Genomic DNA, 14,030 nt, shown 5'->3' on the forward strand with positions numbered 1-14,030 from the left:
GCACTCATCATACCGGTTATAATTGGATTAGTCTTTTGTATTGCCTACTTTTTTGAAACAGGATCGAAAAGCCACCTTTTTTCAGGCTGTGTCTTATTTTTAGTTGTAATCGCTGCAATTTTCGCTGCTTTAATTATGTTTATTGGCTCTTGAATTTATAAGTAAATAAATAGTCCTCTTGAATTGATCGAGAGGACTGGTTTGTTTATTAGACTAGATTATATTTAAACATAATGCTTTCGAATACTTTATAGAATTCTTCTGACTTCATTATTTCATCTACGTGTTCTTCAATTTCTTCTTCAGTTAAGTCTATAACAATCTTATAGTTTTCAATCGATTCTTTTTTCTTCTTTGGTTTGTTTTCGTGTTGTTCGTTCATGCTCATCACCCTCTTTAAACTCATATTCCATACGTGCTTCTTCAATTATTATGCCTGCAATTTCTTTATAGAATTCTTCTTTTGAAACAGCATTTCCGTATACTTGAGGAAATATTGCTATAGAATATGGTTTGTCAGGGGGCGAAATTATTCTGCTGATATTTTGTTGAGAATGTTCAAACACTTCTCTCCAATTTTCTTTGGTCAATTCAAGCATTTTGATCACTTTCATTTGCAGGACATTTCATACGTGCTTCTTTTATAATAATATTTGCTAATTCTTGATAGAATTGCTCTTCTGTCAGTGTTCCATAAACTTGAGGGAAGACTGCTATTGAGTAGGGTTTTCCAGGGAAGGTTAATATCTCTGTCGTATTCTTCTTGGTATGTTCAAAGATTTCCTGCCAATTTCCTCTATTAGTTTTGACCACAATAAAACTCCTCTAATTGAATTTCTAAAATTAATAATAAGAAGAATAGAGGAGAGGGTCTATATGTAAATGATGGTAATAAAAAGACCTTCAAACGAAGGCCATTAATTGAATTTCTTTTTTAATCCATCCATCATATCTGCGGCATAAAAAGATTGTAAAAGTTCATCTACATTTATCTTTTTGTCCTTCTTGCTTAGAAATTGATCGATGATGTTTTCATATTCTTCTCTAGTGTTTCCTTCAATTTCTGAAAGGTTTAATTCTTCACCGAAGTGTCTAAGGAAGGCAACCTTTCCGATTTCACTAGCTCTGTCATTTTCAAAATCACAAAAAGCTCCACTCAGTGTAATTAGAAATAATTCATCATCACTGTCTAAATTATTTTTCTTCTGAAATTCAACGAATTTATTTTCTGCCATAGTATACGTCCTTTCACAATTATAATAATAAAGCGTCACCAACAATAATGATGTATTCAACAACATGAGCTATACCCTGTGCTAACCCAGCATCCATATGTTTTTTCAATTCTGCATAAACAAGCTTATTAGCTCTTTTAGCTGCTCTGTAAGGTGTATCAACAATGTGTTCGATCTGTTTGATAATCTTGTTTACATTCTTTACTGTGCCTTTTACTGCTTGTTTACCAAACATACTAGATAGCATCCATTGAGCAAAATCATTGTTAGCTAATCCTTTAAGAATTTTTATAGCTGCTTTAATTCCAGTACCTTTGGGGCCGTTTGTAGAAGCTAATGGTTCGTCTGTGTGATTAATAATGTCGATTGCGTTGATTAAAATTTTTTGCTGTTCCTTTGGTACATCTCTTAGAACAAGTTGTTTCTGAAGTTCAGTAGGTTTGTAAGTTACAACCAAATCTTCTTTCTGTTCGATCTTCTCTGCTGCATATGTAGCTGTAGTTGGAATAAATACTGCTGCTGATATGAGAACTAGCAACATCTTAACAAAAAACTTTTTCATTGGAATACTTCCTTTCTAATCATTTTTCAATAGTGAGGATATCACAGAAAGGAATTAATTTTACATAAATTAGAAGAAATAGTCTTTAGATCACATACTATTTGTCATTATTCCATTCGATGTGTTACTAATTTCTTACATCTTGAAAAGGACATATTTACGCATGAAAAAACCACCTACACATTCATGTAAGTGGCTATTTGTCTATCTAATTTTTTATTTATTTGATTGAATTCATTCTTTACTTCATCACTGAATTCAACAATATTGCATTCAATTTCTTTTAGATGTATTGAAAGTTCTTGTATAGCTTTTAGAATTTGTTCGGCTTCAGCCATATAGCTTCACCTCTGAGCTTTTTCTTCCAGCTTGGTGACTGTGGTTTTAATTTCTTTCACATCTTGTTTAATGGTTGATACTTCCGCAGCCAATTGTTCAATAAATTTGAATAATTTTTCTTCCATTTTGCTTACCTCTAATTTATTTGTAACACCATTGCAATTGTTTTGTTTAACGAAATGCAAAAAATAAAAAGCAATACTTTTGCTTAAGAGTCATTAGAATCATCTTCTGTAATGTAAAGTAAATCCTCAATTTTTATATCTAAGGCTTCGCAAATCTTGCCCAATGTCTCACGTTGGTATTGTTTAGCAGTGTTATTGTAAAACCTTCTAACGGTTTCAAATCTTAGGTCGTTTCCGAAGGCGAAACCCCTAATTGATAAGCCTCGTTCATCTAATATTTCTTTCAATCTTGTTTTAACAATTTTAGTCAACAGTTTCACCTCCTTTTTGATTATAACAAAAAACAGAATCTAAAAGTGGATTTTCTTTAAAAAAGACCACAAAAAGGTGTTGACACCTTTTAGGTGTTGATTTATGATTAAGTCAACAACAAAAACGTGTCAGAGAAGGGGTGATTAAATGAACCATATCACAATCGTTCAAACGGAATTCAACACACAAGAAATAAACAATCTTTACTCAGCAATCATCGTTAAAGAAGGTTATGCGGTAGGGGAGTGTGATGGCCAGATTGTTTTAGCTGAAATCACTCAACGAACTGACGGTAACTATGATGAGGGAACGATCTGGTATATAGGAAGAAACGTTCCATATGCAGACTTAGAAACGCTTGCTGAGGTCGTTACACATCTATTGAAACAGATAACACTGTGGGAAGTCTTAACCGATTTGAGGATATTAGAACCGAAGAATCAAGAAACGGAATTTGATTGCATTATCCTTGATCCAACTAAACCAATTACAAAGGGGAAATGAACATGTTAAACAATGTGAATCCAAACTGGAAGCTATCTGTAGGACAAAGAGTACAAACGTTATATGGACTAGGAACAATTGAAGAAGTACATAGCAATGATCAATATGGAGTCGCTGATGATGAATGCAACATGCTTGATATTTATAGTCGTGATGAGTTAGCTGTAGTGGGGTTAAATTAATGGGGAAGCTATTTAGAAGGTTCATAGATGAGTTGCTATTTGTAACAATCATGAGCACATTAGGGCTATTCCTATTGCTCATGATCGTCATTTCTAGCTGATTAGAAAAGTGTTGGCGCACTATCTAATCTGATGGGTTGGTACAAATCCCATGATACCAGCCCATTCTAACTTATTTTTAATCTATATTCAATAGGTCGTACCCAAAACATATACGACCTCATTTAAACATAGGTCGTTCATTTTGTGAGGTTCATCATGAACCTTACAGCTCTAGTTCAAGGTGAACCATACTTAACTAAATAGAATCAGTCTATACTCCTGGATCAAGGTGTTGTCTTTAGTGATGCCTATTTTAAGGGTAAGACTGTCGTGGAATGCGCTAACACACGTTAAACTTGAAAGGGTAGTGACTCAGCCGATGCAAAAAATGAGGATAGGATACCACTGTGCTCCCCTATTTGCACATGTATCTGAAAGGCGAAAGCTGCCATTAAGTGCTGTACGAAGGATGGGTGTATCGTTTCTGACGATGCAGGACAAGCCACAAGTATACTAAACGTAATTTTGCGTTCAGTGGAAACTGTTAGGGACACTTGACACAGTAGGCTTGTTTGGGGAATAACCAACGGCAAATAGGGTGACACATACGGATACCATAAGCTTGATACACTATCAAGAAGATCAGTCGCCTGTCTGAGTTTGTTTATTTTTTTACAAGCAAATTCAGGCAGACAACTTGTCCAGCCGTTGTCCATTGCTTTCAACCTATCAAGCCAAAAAGCAAACGACAAGTCAAGACTAATAGTGAAAATAAATGTGCAGATGTCTGCACGTATCAAACAGGAGGAAACAAAATGGATTACTTAGGTTTACTGTTACTATTTGTGGTATTAGCATACCTCACTACATCATATACAGCATATAGAGAAATTAGAGAGAAGAATCTAAAGGTAAGATTTACTTTTAACAATGTGATCTTCTTTTTAATGATCCCGATTAAAGTTAGCAGCATCAACTTGAAAATGGCATATCGCTTTTATAGAGAAGGACGGAACAGTAAGGCAAGACTTCTTTTAGGTTTAGCTACCTACAAAATATCTTCGGGTGTAGCAATCTATTTAGAGGTATTGGTTCACTCATCTATAGTAAGAGAAAATGAAATGATTTAACGAACCCATATTTGGGGTGGTTGATTAGAGAACCCAAATATGGGTTTACCTCAAACTTAAGTTTTATGTCTGTCAATTTGACAGGTATTAAAGGGAGTAGATTTAAACGACAACCTATCTGTATGATAGGAACACTATGCCGGTCACCACTATCATTTAAAATGAGGGTATTAAGCAGATGCCTAAATTGAACTTAGGAATTAAATGAATTCATTATCAAATAAAGTCTGTAGTGGGAGTGCCCCTATGTTAAATGTTACGCTTAAACCATTTTCTCCCTTGGACGATATATTAGACGAGGTGATCTATTATGAAAAACAAAAAAAATAACGAGATGGATTTTAACAAAAGTACCCTCAAAGAAAACTTAACAAATAAGTCAACACGGAAACTAATCAAGTTCCTAAAAAAATCATTTCCTAGTCAACAAAAGTCTTCAGATGTTGAAGATAAGATTAAGACTATAAGGAGTTTAAAAAAAGATCTTATTTTATATGCAATAGCCAGATTGGAGAAGATTTGTCAAATAAGTGATCTTAGGCAATCAATAATAGTAGTGGCATTTTTCGTAACTACTATTTCAGTAATATTTAGGGAATCAGGGGTCTTTAAACGATTGTTTCAGTTAAATTTAGATTACAGGTGGATGTTTGTCATATTTGTTTTATTGCTATCGTTTTTAATATTCATGGCGTATAAAGATAGAGAAAGATACTTTGTATCACTTCATTTTAAAGAGTTACTAATTCAAATAAAAGAAGATATGAAAAAGAAATAAACTCATCTCACCAAATACCATCCACAGGTGAAACAAAAACTGTAGATGAAATGACTGTACGTGAGTTGCGTGAAGTAAAGAAAGCTTTAAAAGAAGCTGAACGAGATAAGAAGCGATTAGAACGTGAGTTAGATGAAGCTAAGAATATGGATCATGATGAATTGATTGAAGATTTGAGTCACGGCGGTGTCACAAGAAATGTTTTTACTATTAAGAATCACTCAGTATAAGTTAGTAAACTAAATCGAATGAACCTTTATGTACCAAGGGTTGGGACGATTATTTAGAATGTGTTAGAATCAGTCAGAAAACGTGTCTCGTCCTTGACAGGGTAGAGGTCGCTGGTTCGAGCCCAGTCGGAATCATCGTTTAAACCCTTGCCTAGCAAGGGTTTTTTGATTGTCGGTAACAAATATTTGTTCTGTTTCTTTTGGTTGGGGACGAACTTTATCCACCAGATTGTTTCTCAGTATTTTTAGAATCAAAAAATTCCTTTTCCATACCAATCACACATTTTTTAATAGTATCAGCATATCCAGTTTAAGAGGTTACTTACAAAATATTTAGAACTTTTTAGTAAGAATCCTCAGAAATGTAATACGGTTTTAAGTATTTTCATTTATAATTCTCTATTTGTCTATACTTTTCATATCGCTGTTGTATAAGCTCTTCCGAGGATAATCGTATCAATTTTTTAAGAGATGATTCGATTGCAGATTCAATCAATTTTGCCTGTGATTTGATATCATTTTGTGCTCCACCTTTCATTTCAGGAATGATTTCATCAATAATTCCTAAATGCTTTAAATCTTTTGCTGAAATTTTCATGTGTTTAGCAGCTTCTGGAGCATACTTAGCATCCTTCCATAGGATAGATGCTGCTCCTTCTGGTGAAATGACCGAGTACCATGAATACTCTAACATATGGATATGGTTACCGACACTAATGCCAAGAGCTCCACCACTTGATGCCTCTCCAATTACAATACAAACAATTGGCACTTTAAGTGTTGCCATTTCCAATAGATTTCGAGCTATTGCTTCAGAAATTCCACGTTCTTCAGACCCTTTCCCTGGATAGGCGCCAATTGTATCAATAAATGTAATAATAGGGCGATTAAATTTATCAGCTTGTTTCATCAGTCTTAGCGCTTTTCTATATCCTTCTGGATGTGACATTCCAAAATTTCTTTCTATATTTTCCTTTGTACTTCTCCCTCTTTGATGACCAATAACCGTAACGGGCATCCCTTTAAATTTTGCAATACCACCTATCATTGCTTGATCATCACCATATAATCGATCACCATGAAGTTCGAAAAAGTTTGTAAACAATAAAGGTATATAATCCAATGTCGTGGGCCGGTTACGTAGCCTTGCAATTTGAACTCGTTGAAAAGGTGTAAGATTAGAATAAATTTCATCTTGCATTTTATTTAAACGTTTTTCTAATTCTTGAATTTCTGTTGATAAATCTACATTATGTTCTTTCATCATTTTCTTTAATTCATCAAATTTCTCTTTTAGTTCAATAATAGGACGTTCAAAATCCAAACTCATTTTATCCTCCAAAGGGTATGATTTACCTCACTCTAATCAAAAGACTTAGAAATAGAATCAATAAATAATTCAAAACCATCCACAACTATTTTTTGTTCTGATTCTGATAAATTATTGAGGATACGTTGATAAAATGTAAGGGATTGTTCTCTTAAGCGATTAACAGTAATGTGACCTTTTTCTGTGAGGTGCAGAAAAAGTTCTCTTCTGTTTTTTTCATTTACTTCACGATAAACAAGTCCCTTTTTTACTAACTTATCTACCAATCTACTTACAGTTGAAGTCTCTAATCTAAGTTTATTGGATAGTTGCCAAACAGTTAATTTTTCCATCTCTATTTCCTCTAACGCCATCATTTGAGAAGTTGGTAGAGGTTTTTCAAATGGTCCATTGGGCAAATTTTGAGATTCAAAAACCCCAGTTATTATAATCATTTTCTTAATATCTGATCTTAGTTTTAAGGCATCTTCTCTTTTCAAAAAGGTCACCCTCCTAAAATTCATGTAGTATACATCAATTGTATTATACATGAATATGTTTTTTTCACAAGTTTAACGTCAGCCCATATGACAACATGGACAAGAGATTTCTTCTTGTTAAAATGGTTTAAGTGGATTGATCATAGTCGATCCACCTGATTGATAGATGCATCAGGATCTTACCCTAAGTAATTACTGTTTACTGTTCTTTCAACAAAATATGAAAAATGAAGAGAGGGGGAGAAAAATATGAAGTCATTTTTACTAATTGGACAATCAAATATGGCGGGGCGAGGCTTCAAGCATGAAGTGCCACCAATTTATAATGAAAGAATCATGATGTTGCGAAATGGTAGATGGCAAATGATGACTGAACCCATCCATTTTGATAGACCGGTAGCTGGCGTAGGACTAGCGGCTTCTTTTGCGGAGGCTTGGTGTAAAGAGCATGAGAGAGAGAAGATTGGTCTTATTCCATGTGCCGAAGGTGGCAGTTCCATTGATGAGTGGTCACGAGATGGGGCATTATTTCGTCATGCAATAAATGAAGCTACATTTGCAAAGGAAGATAGCGAATTGGCCGGGATATTATGGCATCAAGGAGAAAGTGACAGCCAAGATGGGAAATACAAAGAATACGATGAAAAAATACGAAGATTATTTCATGAACTGAGAACGGAATTATCTGTCCCTAACATTCCGCTTGTGATAGGTGGTTTGGGCGATTTCTTAGGAAAGACAGCATTTGGCGCAGGATGTGTGGAATATCAACTGATCAATGAGGAACTACAAAAATATGCACATGATCATGAAAATTGTTATTATGTTACTGCGAAAGGTCTTATACCTAACCCGGATGGAATTCACTTCAATGCGATGTCCCAGAGAATATTTGGTATAAGATACTATGAAGCATGTCGAAAAAAAGAACATTTACATGGACCATTACCAAATGAACATGAGTTAGTGAATGAATGTCATAATAGAATGAACACTTCAGCGGAGAAAACATATATAGCACTAGAAAAATTCACGTTGGGCAAGATGACTTATGAAGAGTTGCTGGAGGCTTTAACGTAGGCAAAGCTCATAGTAGTCTTTGAATAAACAGAAACATGATATATCTTGTGAAAGGATGATTGTGGTGGTAAAAACAGATAAAGCTTCCTCCTGAATACAAGCAATTACATTCAGGAGGAGATAAAAAATGTTTAAACAAATAGATGAAAATTATCCGAGAAAAGAGCACTTTCATCATTATATGACGGTAACCCGATGCACATATAGTCTGGTGATCGATCTAGACATCACGAAATTGTATGCAATATTAAAAGAAAAAAGGCTAGATTCAATGCAAATTACCTGAAGACAAAAGGTATTCTCATGGAAATCTAGAAGATGAAGGCAGACTGAAATGAGTTTGCCTTTTTGTTTTGTGAGGATAAACACATGTGCCAAAGGTTTATTGATGTACAATGGTTCTTTTTGCGGTTTCTTTTCGGTGCCTTGTAAATTTCTGTATGTCATAATAAATGTAATATAAGGAAATATTGTAGAAGGGGAGTAAGGGGATGGAGAAAGTTCTTTCTTCACATGTTGGTGTGAAAATAAATGAATGGTATAAAATGATTCGTCAATTTAGTGTGCCAGATGCAGAGATTTTGAAAGCTGAGGTAGAACAAGAAATTGAACGAATGGAAGAAGACCAGGATTTACTGATTTACTATCAATTGATGTGCTTTCGTCATCAGCTTATGCTTGATTATATTAAACCCTCAGAGCAGCGCTCTTTATCCATAGCAGACTTAGTAGATAAAATAGAAAACTCCAACCATAAATTGTCCGGCATGCTGCAGTATTACAACGCGTTTTTTCGTGGAATGTATGAGTTCAGTATAAAAGAATATGTACAGGCCATTCAATATTACAAGATCGCTGAGCGGCAGCTCGCACTGGTTGTCGATGATATTGAGCAAGCGGAGTTTCACTTCAAGGTGGCTGAAGCCTACTATATTATGAAACAAACTCATGTTTCTATGCATCACATCATAAAGGCGCTTGAAATATACGATCAGTATGAGTTATACAAGATTAGAAAAGTTCAATGCTTATTTGTAATAGCAGGAAATTATGATGATTTTAAGCAGTATGAAAAATCATTAATACATCTGAATAAAGCCTATTCCATCGCTGAAGAAATAGCGGATAAAAGGTTGATTGCCAAGGCACTTTTAAATATAGGAAACAATTATGAAAAAAAACAAGATTATGCAAAGGCTATCCAATATTATCAAGAGTCTCTTGAAATATCAGAAGATGGTGTGGACGATGTAAAATCGGTCATATATGTTAATCTCTGTTGGGCACTATATAAGACAGGAGAAAATGATGAAGCATCCAAATTAGTGGATAAAGCTTTGGAACTTGTCTCTCATAAAGAGAACCCGCACGAAATTTTATTAATACGTTCTATAAGAACAACATATGAAAGTAATGATGAGGAAGAGATTCAAGCTATGCTACAGGCATTTGAAGAAAAGCAGTTGTTTGTTTTCGTAGAAGAATTCACTAAAAACCTTGCAGTGATTCATGAAAAAAGAGGAAAGTTTGAGAAAGCAACAGAATATTACAGGAAGGCATTTCAAGCCCAACATAATATTCAAAAAGGAGAGTGTCTTTATGAGTGTTAAAAAAATGATTGTTATAAGCTCTATTATCCTTCTAGGTGCAGGTTTATATGAAGCATCTAGCTTGATTAAACCAGCATCAAATCGGAATACAACAATGGAGGAGTCGAATAGAAATACGACTTTCATTCCACAAAAAATCGATCGAAACACGACAATGATCAATCGAAATACAATTTCTCAAAACGTATAGGCAAAATTAAAACAGACCATGCAGGGTCTGTTTTTTTATGGGGACAGATTGGGGATGAACCTTTTCAGTTTTCTTCAGAAATGCACATTTTTTATCAGAAAGGCTCATCATAGAACCTTATTAAATCAGTCTTTTTCAGGGAAGAACAAAGTAAAACCCCTGACTTTTATGGCTAGGGGATTTTTTCTGAGAACTTTCTTCAAATGTTAATCACAAAAAAATAAAGGCACCAAAAGTGAGAAGTGTAACGCCAAGAGATACCAAACTGATAAGTGGCGCAATAGTTCGCATTAATTCCGCTTCGACATTCACTACTAAAACCAGCTTTCTCAATTTCTTTCTCTTGCAAAATGCCCACTATCTTAAAAAAACCTGCATTTTTGTTGTAATTGCAATAAAAATATTTTATTCTTACTAGTATAAGACCTTATAAATGCTTCACCTGGTTCAGACTAATATCAGAAAAGGATTGATAAACAATGCATATAAAAAAAATAACAACTGAAAATGACTTACAAGTTGCTCTTAATATTAGAAAGTCGGTCTTTATTGATGAACAGCAAGTACCTGAGTCTGAAGAATTTGATCAATTTGACACTCTTCAGGAACAATGTCAGCATGTCTTGGTATGCCATGACAATGAACCTGTCGGCACAGGTCGGGTGCGTATTGTGGATGGTACAGGTAAATTGGAACGAATTTGCATCCTAAAACCTTATCGTAAGTACGGTTTAGGCAAAGTGATTATCAGAGAACTGGAAAAAATCATGCAAGAAAAAGGAATTACAAAGATAAAGCTGCATGGACAAACACAAGCAGAAGGTTTTTATAAAAAACTTGGTTTTCAAACTGCTTCAGATGAATTTATGGAAGACGGGATTCTGCACGTTTTAATGATAAAAGAATTATCTTTAAGTAGAGATCATGTCTAATAAAAAAAAGTATGTTTCTTACGGTTTAGGTGTACTCGTATTAAGTTTAGGAATTTCATTAACAATACAATCAGGACTAGGTGCTTCCCCATTTGATGCCCTTTTAGTTGGCCTTTCCAAAGAATTTGGTCTTACCGTAGGGAGCTGGGAGGTCTTGATTTCTATCATCATCTTAATTTGCAATTCTATATTAGTGAGAAAAAAACCTGTTTTTTTAGGTTTGATTACAGCGTTCGTGACTGGAATCGGTATTGATCTGTGGTTACTCCTCATCAAATATGTCATTGATACAAGCACGTGGTTTAGCAAACTGACTTGCTTTGGAGCTGGTTTGATATTCATTGGTCTTGGAACAGCCGTATATCTTCAAACAAAATTCGCATCAACACCAATTGATCATTTAACACTCATTCTTCGAGATATTTCAAAAAGAACCATCGCATTTTCGAGAACAATATTATATGCATTTTTCTTCATATTAGCTTTTATATGCAAAGGACCTATCGGTGTTGGAACCATATTAACTATTTGTTTCGGAGGCATCATTCTTCACTTTTTCATGCCTATTGTTAACCGTCGGTTATTATCAAATTGATGATTTGGCTGGGTACGATAAAACAATGGAAAAGCTTCAGCAGCAGTAAGGGTAGAAGTGAATAGAGGATAGCACTCAAAATGACAAATTCTATATTGACAGTGGAGAAATATATATGGCACTAGAACCCTTCACGTTAGGGAAGATTACTTACGAAGAGTTGCTGGAGGCTTTATCATAAACAAAGCTCATGGTAGACTTTGAATGGACAGAAACATGACATAACTCTTGAAAGGATGATTGTGGTGGTGAAAACAGATAAAGTCTCCTCCTGAATACATGAAATAACATTCAGGAGGAGATAAAAAATGTTTAAACAAATAGATGAAAATTATCCGAGAAAAGAGCACTTTCATCATTATATGACGGTAACCCGATGCTCATATAGTCTGGTGATCGATCTAGACATCACAAAATTGTATGCAATATTAAAAGAAAAAAGGCTAAAAGTATATCCTGTGCAAATTTATTTGTTAGCAAGAGCTGTGCAAAAATTACCGGAATTTCGGATGGATCAAGTGAACGATGAACTTGGTTACTGGGAGATTCTCCATCCTAGTTATACGATTTTAAATAAAGAAACAAAGACGTTTTCAAGTATTTGGACGCCTTATGATGAAAACTTTGCTCGGTTTTATAAAAGCTGTGTAGCGGACATGGACACTTACAGCAAAAGCAGCAGCCTATTTCCGAAACCTCATATGCCAGAAAACATGTTCAATATTTCAAGCCTGCCGTGGATTGATTTTACTTCTTTTAACCTTAATGTATCTACAGATATAACTTATTTACTGCCAATATTTACGATAGGCAAGTTTAAGGTGGAAGAAGGAAAAATCATTCTGCCCGTTGCGATTCAAGTACATCATGCTGTTTGTGATGGCTATCATGTCGGTCAATATGTTGAATATTTGAGATGGCTTATAGAACATTGTGAAGAGTGGTTAGATTCATTGGATATGTCCTGAATGTCAGGAGTGATTTGCAAGAGGTGTTCCCGTGGAATTTAAAAGATAGCTTAAAGCAGACTTAAATGAGTCTGCTTTTTTGTTTTTTGATGAAAATTTAAACGTGACAAGTAGCTATTAATGGCAATAAAGATTTGTTTCTCATTTATTTTTGCGGTTTCTTTTCGGTGTTTTGTAAATTCTATCATGTGATAATAAATGGAATATAAGGGAACTTAATGAATTGTGAGTAGGGGATGTAGAAAATTTCAGCTTGAAACTGTTTTCAAGAGTAGGCCTGAAAAGTGATTTGTGATGATTCTGAGTATATTTAAGCTTCTAAGTCAATTAAAGATAGGTGATAAACTACGTAGTAATGGAATATAGAACGTTAATTCAACCATAGCAATTCATTATGCTGCTAGGGTTTACAGGAAATATGGTTTCGATTTTGATAAATATTAAACAAGTTATGGTTTATGACAACGTAAAAAAGATTAACAAATTAAATAACAGCCCAACAAAAGGTTAAATAAAATTTTGAAATTATTAAAACAAAATCAATGCGGAATACAACAATCAAAGAACAACAAAAAACATGTCGAAACACGACGATGATTGCTCGACGCACAGCATCTCAAAATGTATAAAACATATGAAAACAGACCTTAAGGAGGTCTGTTTTCATATTGGCTTCAGTCAAAATCATCATGAACATGAGGAAGATGTAAGTGTTGTATGCACTTTTGTCGTGCACAACATTTTATGTCAAGCCTCAAGGTTGTGTAAATAACCATCAAGATAAAAAGACATTGTATTCATCACATCTGTTTTAAAATCTCGTTTAAATTCATGCAAATTATGATTTTCAATAATAGTAATGACTTCATCTGGTAAAGTGGCAGTGAGTTTGCATCCAGTGATAATCGCTGCTTCAGCTTGAAAAATATCCATCACTTGCGCCTCATTGATCACATCATTTGAACAAAGTAAGTCTGTCATTTCCGTTAGCTTTTGAAATAATAACAGTTTTGATTGAAGCATGGTATCAGAGTCGATGTTTCTTTCCAAAACAGACGTGCGAATGGCTTCTAATCTAATGTACATAGGATTTTTATCAATGATTTCTTCCAATTCTTTCAGAAAAAGTTGTTTGATATCCTGAAGGTTTTTGATCTGTGTTTCAGAAATAATTTCAATGAAGCGTTCTAGTCTCTTTACATATTCCCGGCATAATAGTTGGAAGAAAAGAGCTTCTTTTGTTTTGAAATAAACAAATAGTATGCCCTTTGATAGCTTCGTTTCTTTGGCGATATCTGACATTTTGATTTGGTTATATTCATGTGTCTCAAAAAGCGCTGCTGCTTTATCTAAAATCGCTTGAGCTCTTAGAGCCTTCGCTTCATCTGTCATCGCTCGTTTCATTAT

20 protein-coding genes and 1 pseudogene are annotated in these 14,030 nt (G+C 34.4%); 12 read left to right on the plus strand and 9 right to left on the minus strand.

Annotated features, from left to right (window positions below; all coding sequences use genetic code 11):
* Positions 1-332: 332 nt before the first annotated feature.
* From NSQ11_RS06085 to NSQ11_RS06110, 6 genes are all read right to left on the minus strand, one after another.
* Positions 333-614, minus strand: coding sequence for a hypothetical protein (locus tag NSQ11_RS06085; RefSeq protein ID WP_342501312.1), 282 nt, complete (start codon positions 612-614; stop codon positions 333-335).
* Positions 592-813 (minus strand): hypothetical protein, encoded by a 222-nt coding sequence (locus NSQ11_RS06090; RefSeq protein WP_331832755.1) that lies wholly within the window; start codon positions 811-813, stop codon positions 592-594. The genes NSQ11_RS06085 and NSQ11_RS06090 overlap by 23 nt, the downstream gene beginning before the upstream one ends.
* A 104-nt stretch (positions 814-917) precedes the next feature.
* Positions 918-1,235, minus strand: coding sequence for a hypothetical protein (locus tag NSQ11_RS06095; RefSeq protein WP_331832757.1), 318 nt, complete (start codon positions 1,233-1,235; stop codon positions 918-920).
* Positions 1,236-1,254: 19 nt separating this feature from the next.
* Positions 1,255-1,797, minus strand: a complete 543-nt coding sequence (locus tag NSQ11_RS06100; RefSeq protein WP_265153873.1) for a hypothetical protein — start codon at positions 1,795-1,797, stop codon at positions 1,255-1,257.
* A gap of 176 nt (positions 1,798-1,973) precedes the next feature.
* Positions 1,974-2,135 (minus strand): hypothetical protein, encoded by a 162-nt coding sequence (locus NSQ11_RS06105; protein WP_330546940.1) that lies wholly within the window; start codon positions 2,133-2,135, stop codon positions 1,974-1,976.
* Positions 2,136-2,344: 209 nt separating this feature from the next.
* Complete coding sequence (locus NSQ11_RS06110; RefSeq protein ID WP_268412847.1) at positions 2,345-2,572, minus strand: helix-turn-helix transcriptional regulator; 228 nt, start codon at positions 2,570-2,572, stop codon at positions 2,345-2,347.
* Positions 2,573-2,720: 148 nt separating this feature from the next.
* On the opposite strand from NSQ11_RS06110, the gene NSQ11_RS06115 reads away from it, so the two are divergent.
* From NSQ11_RS06115 to NSQ11_RS06135, 5 genes are all read left to right on the plus strand, one after another.
* Positions 2,721-3,077 (plus strand): hypothetical protein, encoded by a 357-nt coding sequence (locus NSQ11_RS06115; protein ID WP_058838749.1) that lies wholly within the window; start codon positions 2,721-2,723, stop codon positions 3,075-3,077.
* Complete coding sequence (locus NSQ11_RS06120) at positions 3,074-3,259, plus strand: hypothetical protein (RefSeq protein ID WP_342501313.1); 186 nt, start codon at positions 3,074-3,076, stop codon at positions 3,257-3,259. Before NSQ11_RS06115 ends, NSQ11_RS06120 begins: the two co-directional genes overlap by 4 nt.
* Before the next feature lie 857 nt (positions 3,260-4,116).
* A complete protein-coding gene (locus NSQ11_RS06125; RefSeq protein ID WP_342501314.1) occupies positions 4,117-4,431 on the plus strand; it encodes a hypothetical protein in 315 nt (104 codons plus the stop codon).
* A 310-nt stretch (positions 4,432-4,741) separates the two neighbouring features.
* Complete coding sequence (locus NSQ11_RS06130) at positions 4,742-5,209, plus strand: hypothetical protein (protein WP_342501315.1); 468 nt, start codon at positions 4,742-4,744, stop codon at positions 5,207-5,209.
* Between the two features lie 50 nt (positions 5,210-5,259).
* Positions 5,260-5,439 carry a hypothetical protein gene (locus NSQ11_RS06135; RefSeq protein ID WP_342501316.1) on the plus strand — a complete coding sequence of 60 codons (180 nt, stop codon included), beginning with the start codon at positions 5,260-5,262 and terminating at the stop codon, positions 5,437-5,439.
* 385 nt (positions 5,440-5,824) lie between these two features.
* On the opposite strand, the gene NSQ11_RS06140 is transcribed toward NSQ11_RS06135, so the two are convergent.
* Positions 5,825-6,769 carry an acetyl-CoA carboxylase carboxyltransferase subunit alpha gene (locus tag NSQ11_RS06140; protein ID WP_050827167.1) on the minus strand — a complete coding sequence of 315 codons (945 nt, stop codon included), beginning with the start codon at positions 6,767-6,769 and terminating at the stop codon, positions 5,825-5,827.
* Positions 6,770-6,801: 32 nt separating this feature from the next.
* A complete protein-coding gene (locus NSQ11_RS06145; RefSeq protein WP_008348375.1) occupies positions 6,802-7,248 on the minus strand; it encodes a MarR family transcriptional regulator in 447 nt (148 codons plus the stop codon).
* Between the two features lie 249 nt (positions 7,249-7,497).
* Here NSQ11_RS06145 and NSQ11_RS06150 point away from each other — a divergent pair, with 249 nt between their 5' ends.
* The 7 genes and pseudogenes from NSQ11_RS06150 to catA all read left to right on the plus strand — a co-directional run bounded on the left by NSQ11_RS06150 (position 7,498) and on the right by catA (position 12,623).
* Entirely contained in the window at positions 7,498-8,328 is an 831-nt protein-coding gene (locus NSQ11_RS06150; RefSeq protein WP_342501317.1) for a sialate O-acetylesterase, read from the plus strand.
* A gap of 127 nt (positions 8,329-8,455) precedes the next feature.
* Positions 8,456-8,593, plus strand: a pseudogene (locus tag NSQ11_RS06155) (CatA-like O-acetyltransferase); the annotation flags it as partial.
* A 226-nt stretch (positions 8,594-8,819) separates the two neighbouring features.
* Complete coding sequence (locus NSQ11_RS06160) at positions 8,820-9,938, plus strand: tetratricopeptide repeat protein (protein WP_008348370.1); 1,119 nt, start codon at positions 8,820-8,822, stop codon at positions 9,936-9,938.
* Positions 9,928-10,128 (plus strand): hypothetical protein, encoded by a 201-nt coding sequence (locus tag NSQ11_RS06165; RefSeq protein WP_048003227.1) that lies wholly within the window; start codon positions 9,928-9,930, stop codon positions 10,126-10,128. Before NSQ11_RS06160 ends, NSQ11_RS06165 begins: the two co-directional genes overlap by 11 nt.
* A 479-nt stretch (positions 10,129-10,607) precedes the next feature.
* On the plus strand, positions 10,608-11,060 hold the full coding sequence (locus tag NSQ11_RS06170) for a GNAT family N-acetyltransferase (protein ID WP_046343304.1): 453 nt from the start codon (positions 10,608-10,610) through the stop codon (positions 11,058-11,060).
* On the plus strand, positions 11,053-11,655 hold the full coding sequence (locus NSQ11_RS06175) for a hypothetical protein (protein ID WP_007498941.1): 603 nt from the start codon (positions 11,053-11,055) through the stop codon (positions 11,653-11,655). The genes NSQ11_RS06170 and NSQ11_RS06175 overlap by 8 nt, the downstream gene beginning before the upstream one ends.
* Positions 11,656-11,963: 308 nt before the next feature.
* Positions 11,964-12,623: a type A chloramphenicol O-acetyltransferase gene (gene catA / locus NSQ11_RS06180; RefSeq protein WP_008348362.1), complete on the plus strand. Its 660-nt coding sequence runs from the start codon at positions 11,964-11,966 to the stop codon at positions 12,621-12,623.
* Between the two features lie 747 nt (positions 12,624-13,370).
* Here the strand turns inward: catA and NSQ11_RS06185 are convergent.
* Positions 13,371-14,027 carry a TetR/AcrR family transcriptional regulator gene (locus NSQ11_RS06185; protein ID WP_060832251.1) on the minus strand — a complete coding sequence of 219 codons (657 nt, stop codon included), beginning with the start codon at positions 14,025-14,027 and terminating at the stop codon, positions 13,371-13,373.
* Positions 14,028-14,030: the final 3 nt, after the last annotated feature.

It is taken from the genome of Bacillus sp. FSL W7-1582, from assembly GCF_038593325.1.
GTDB classification, from domain to species: Bacteria; Bacillota; Bacilli; order Bacillales; family Bacillaceae; genus Bacillus; species Bacillus altitudinis.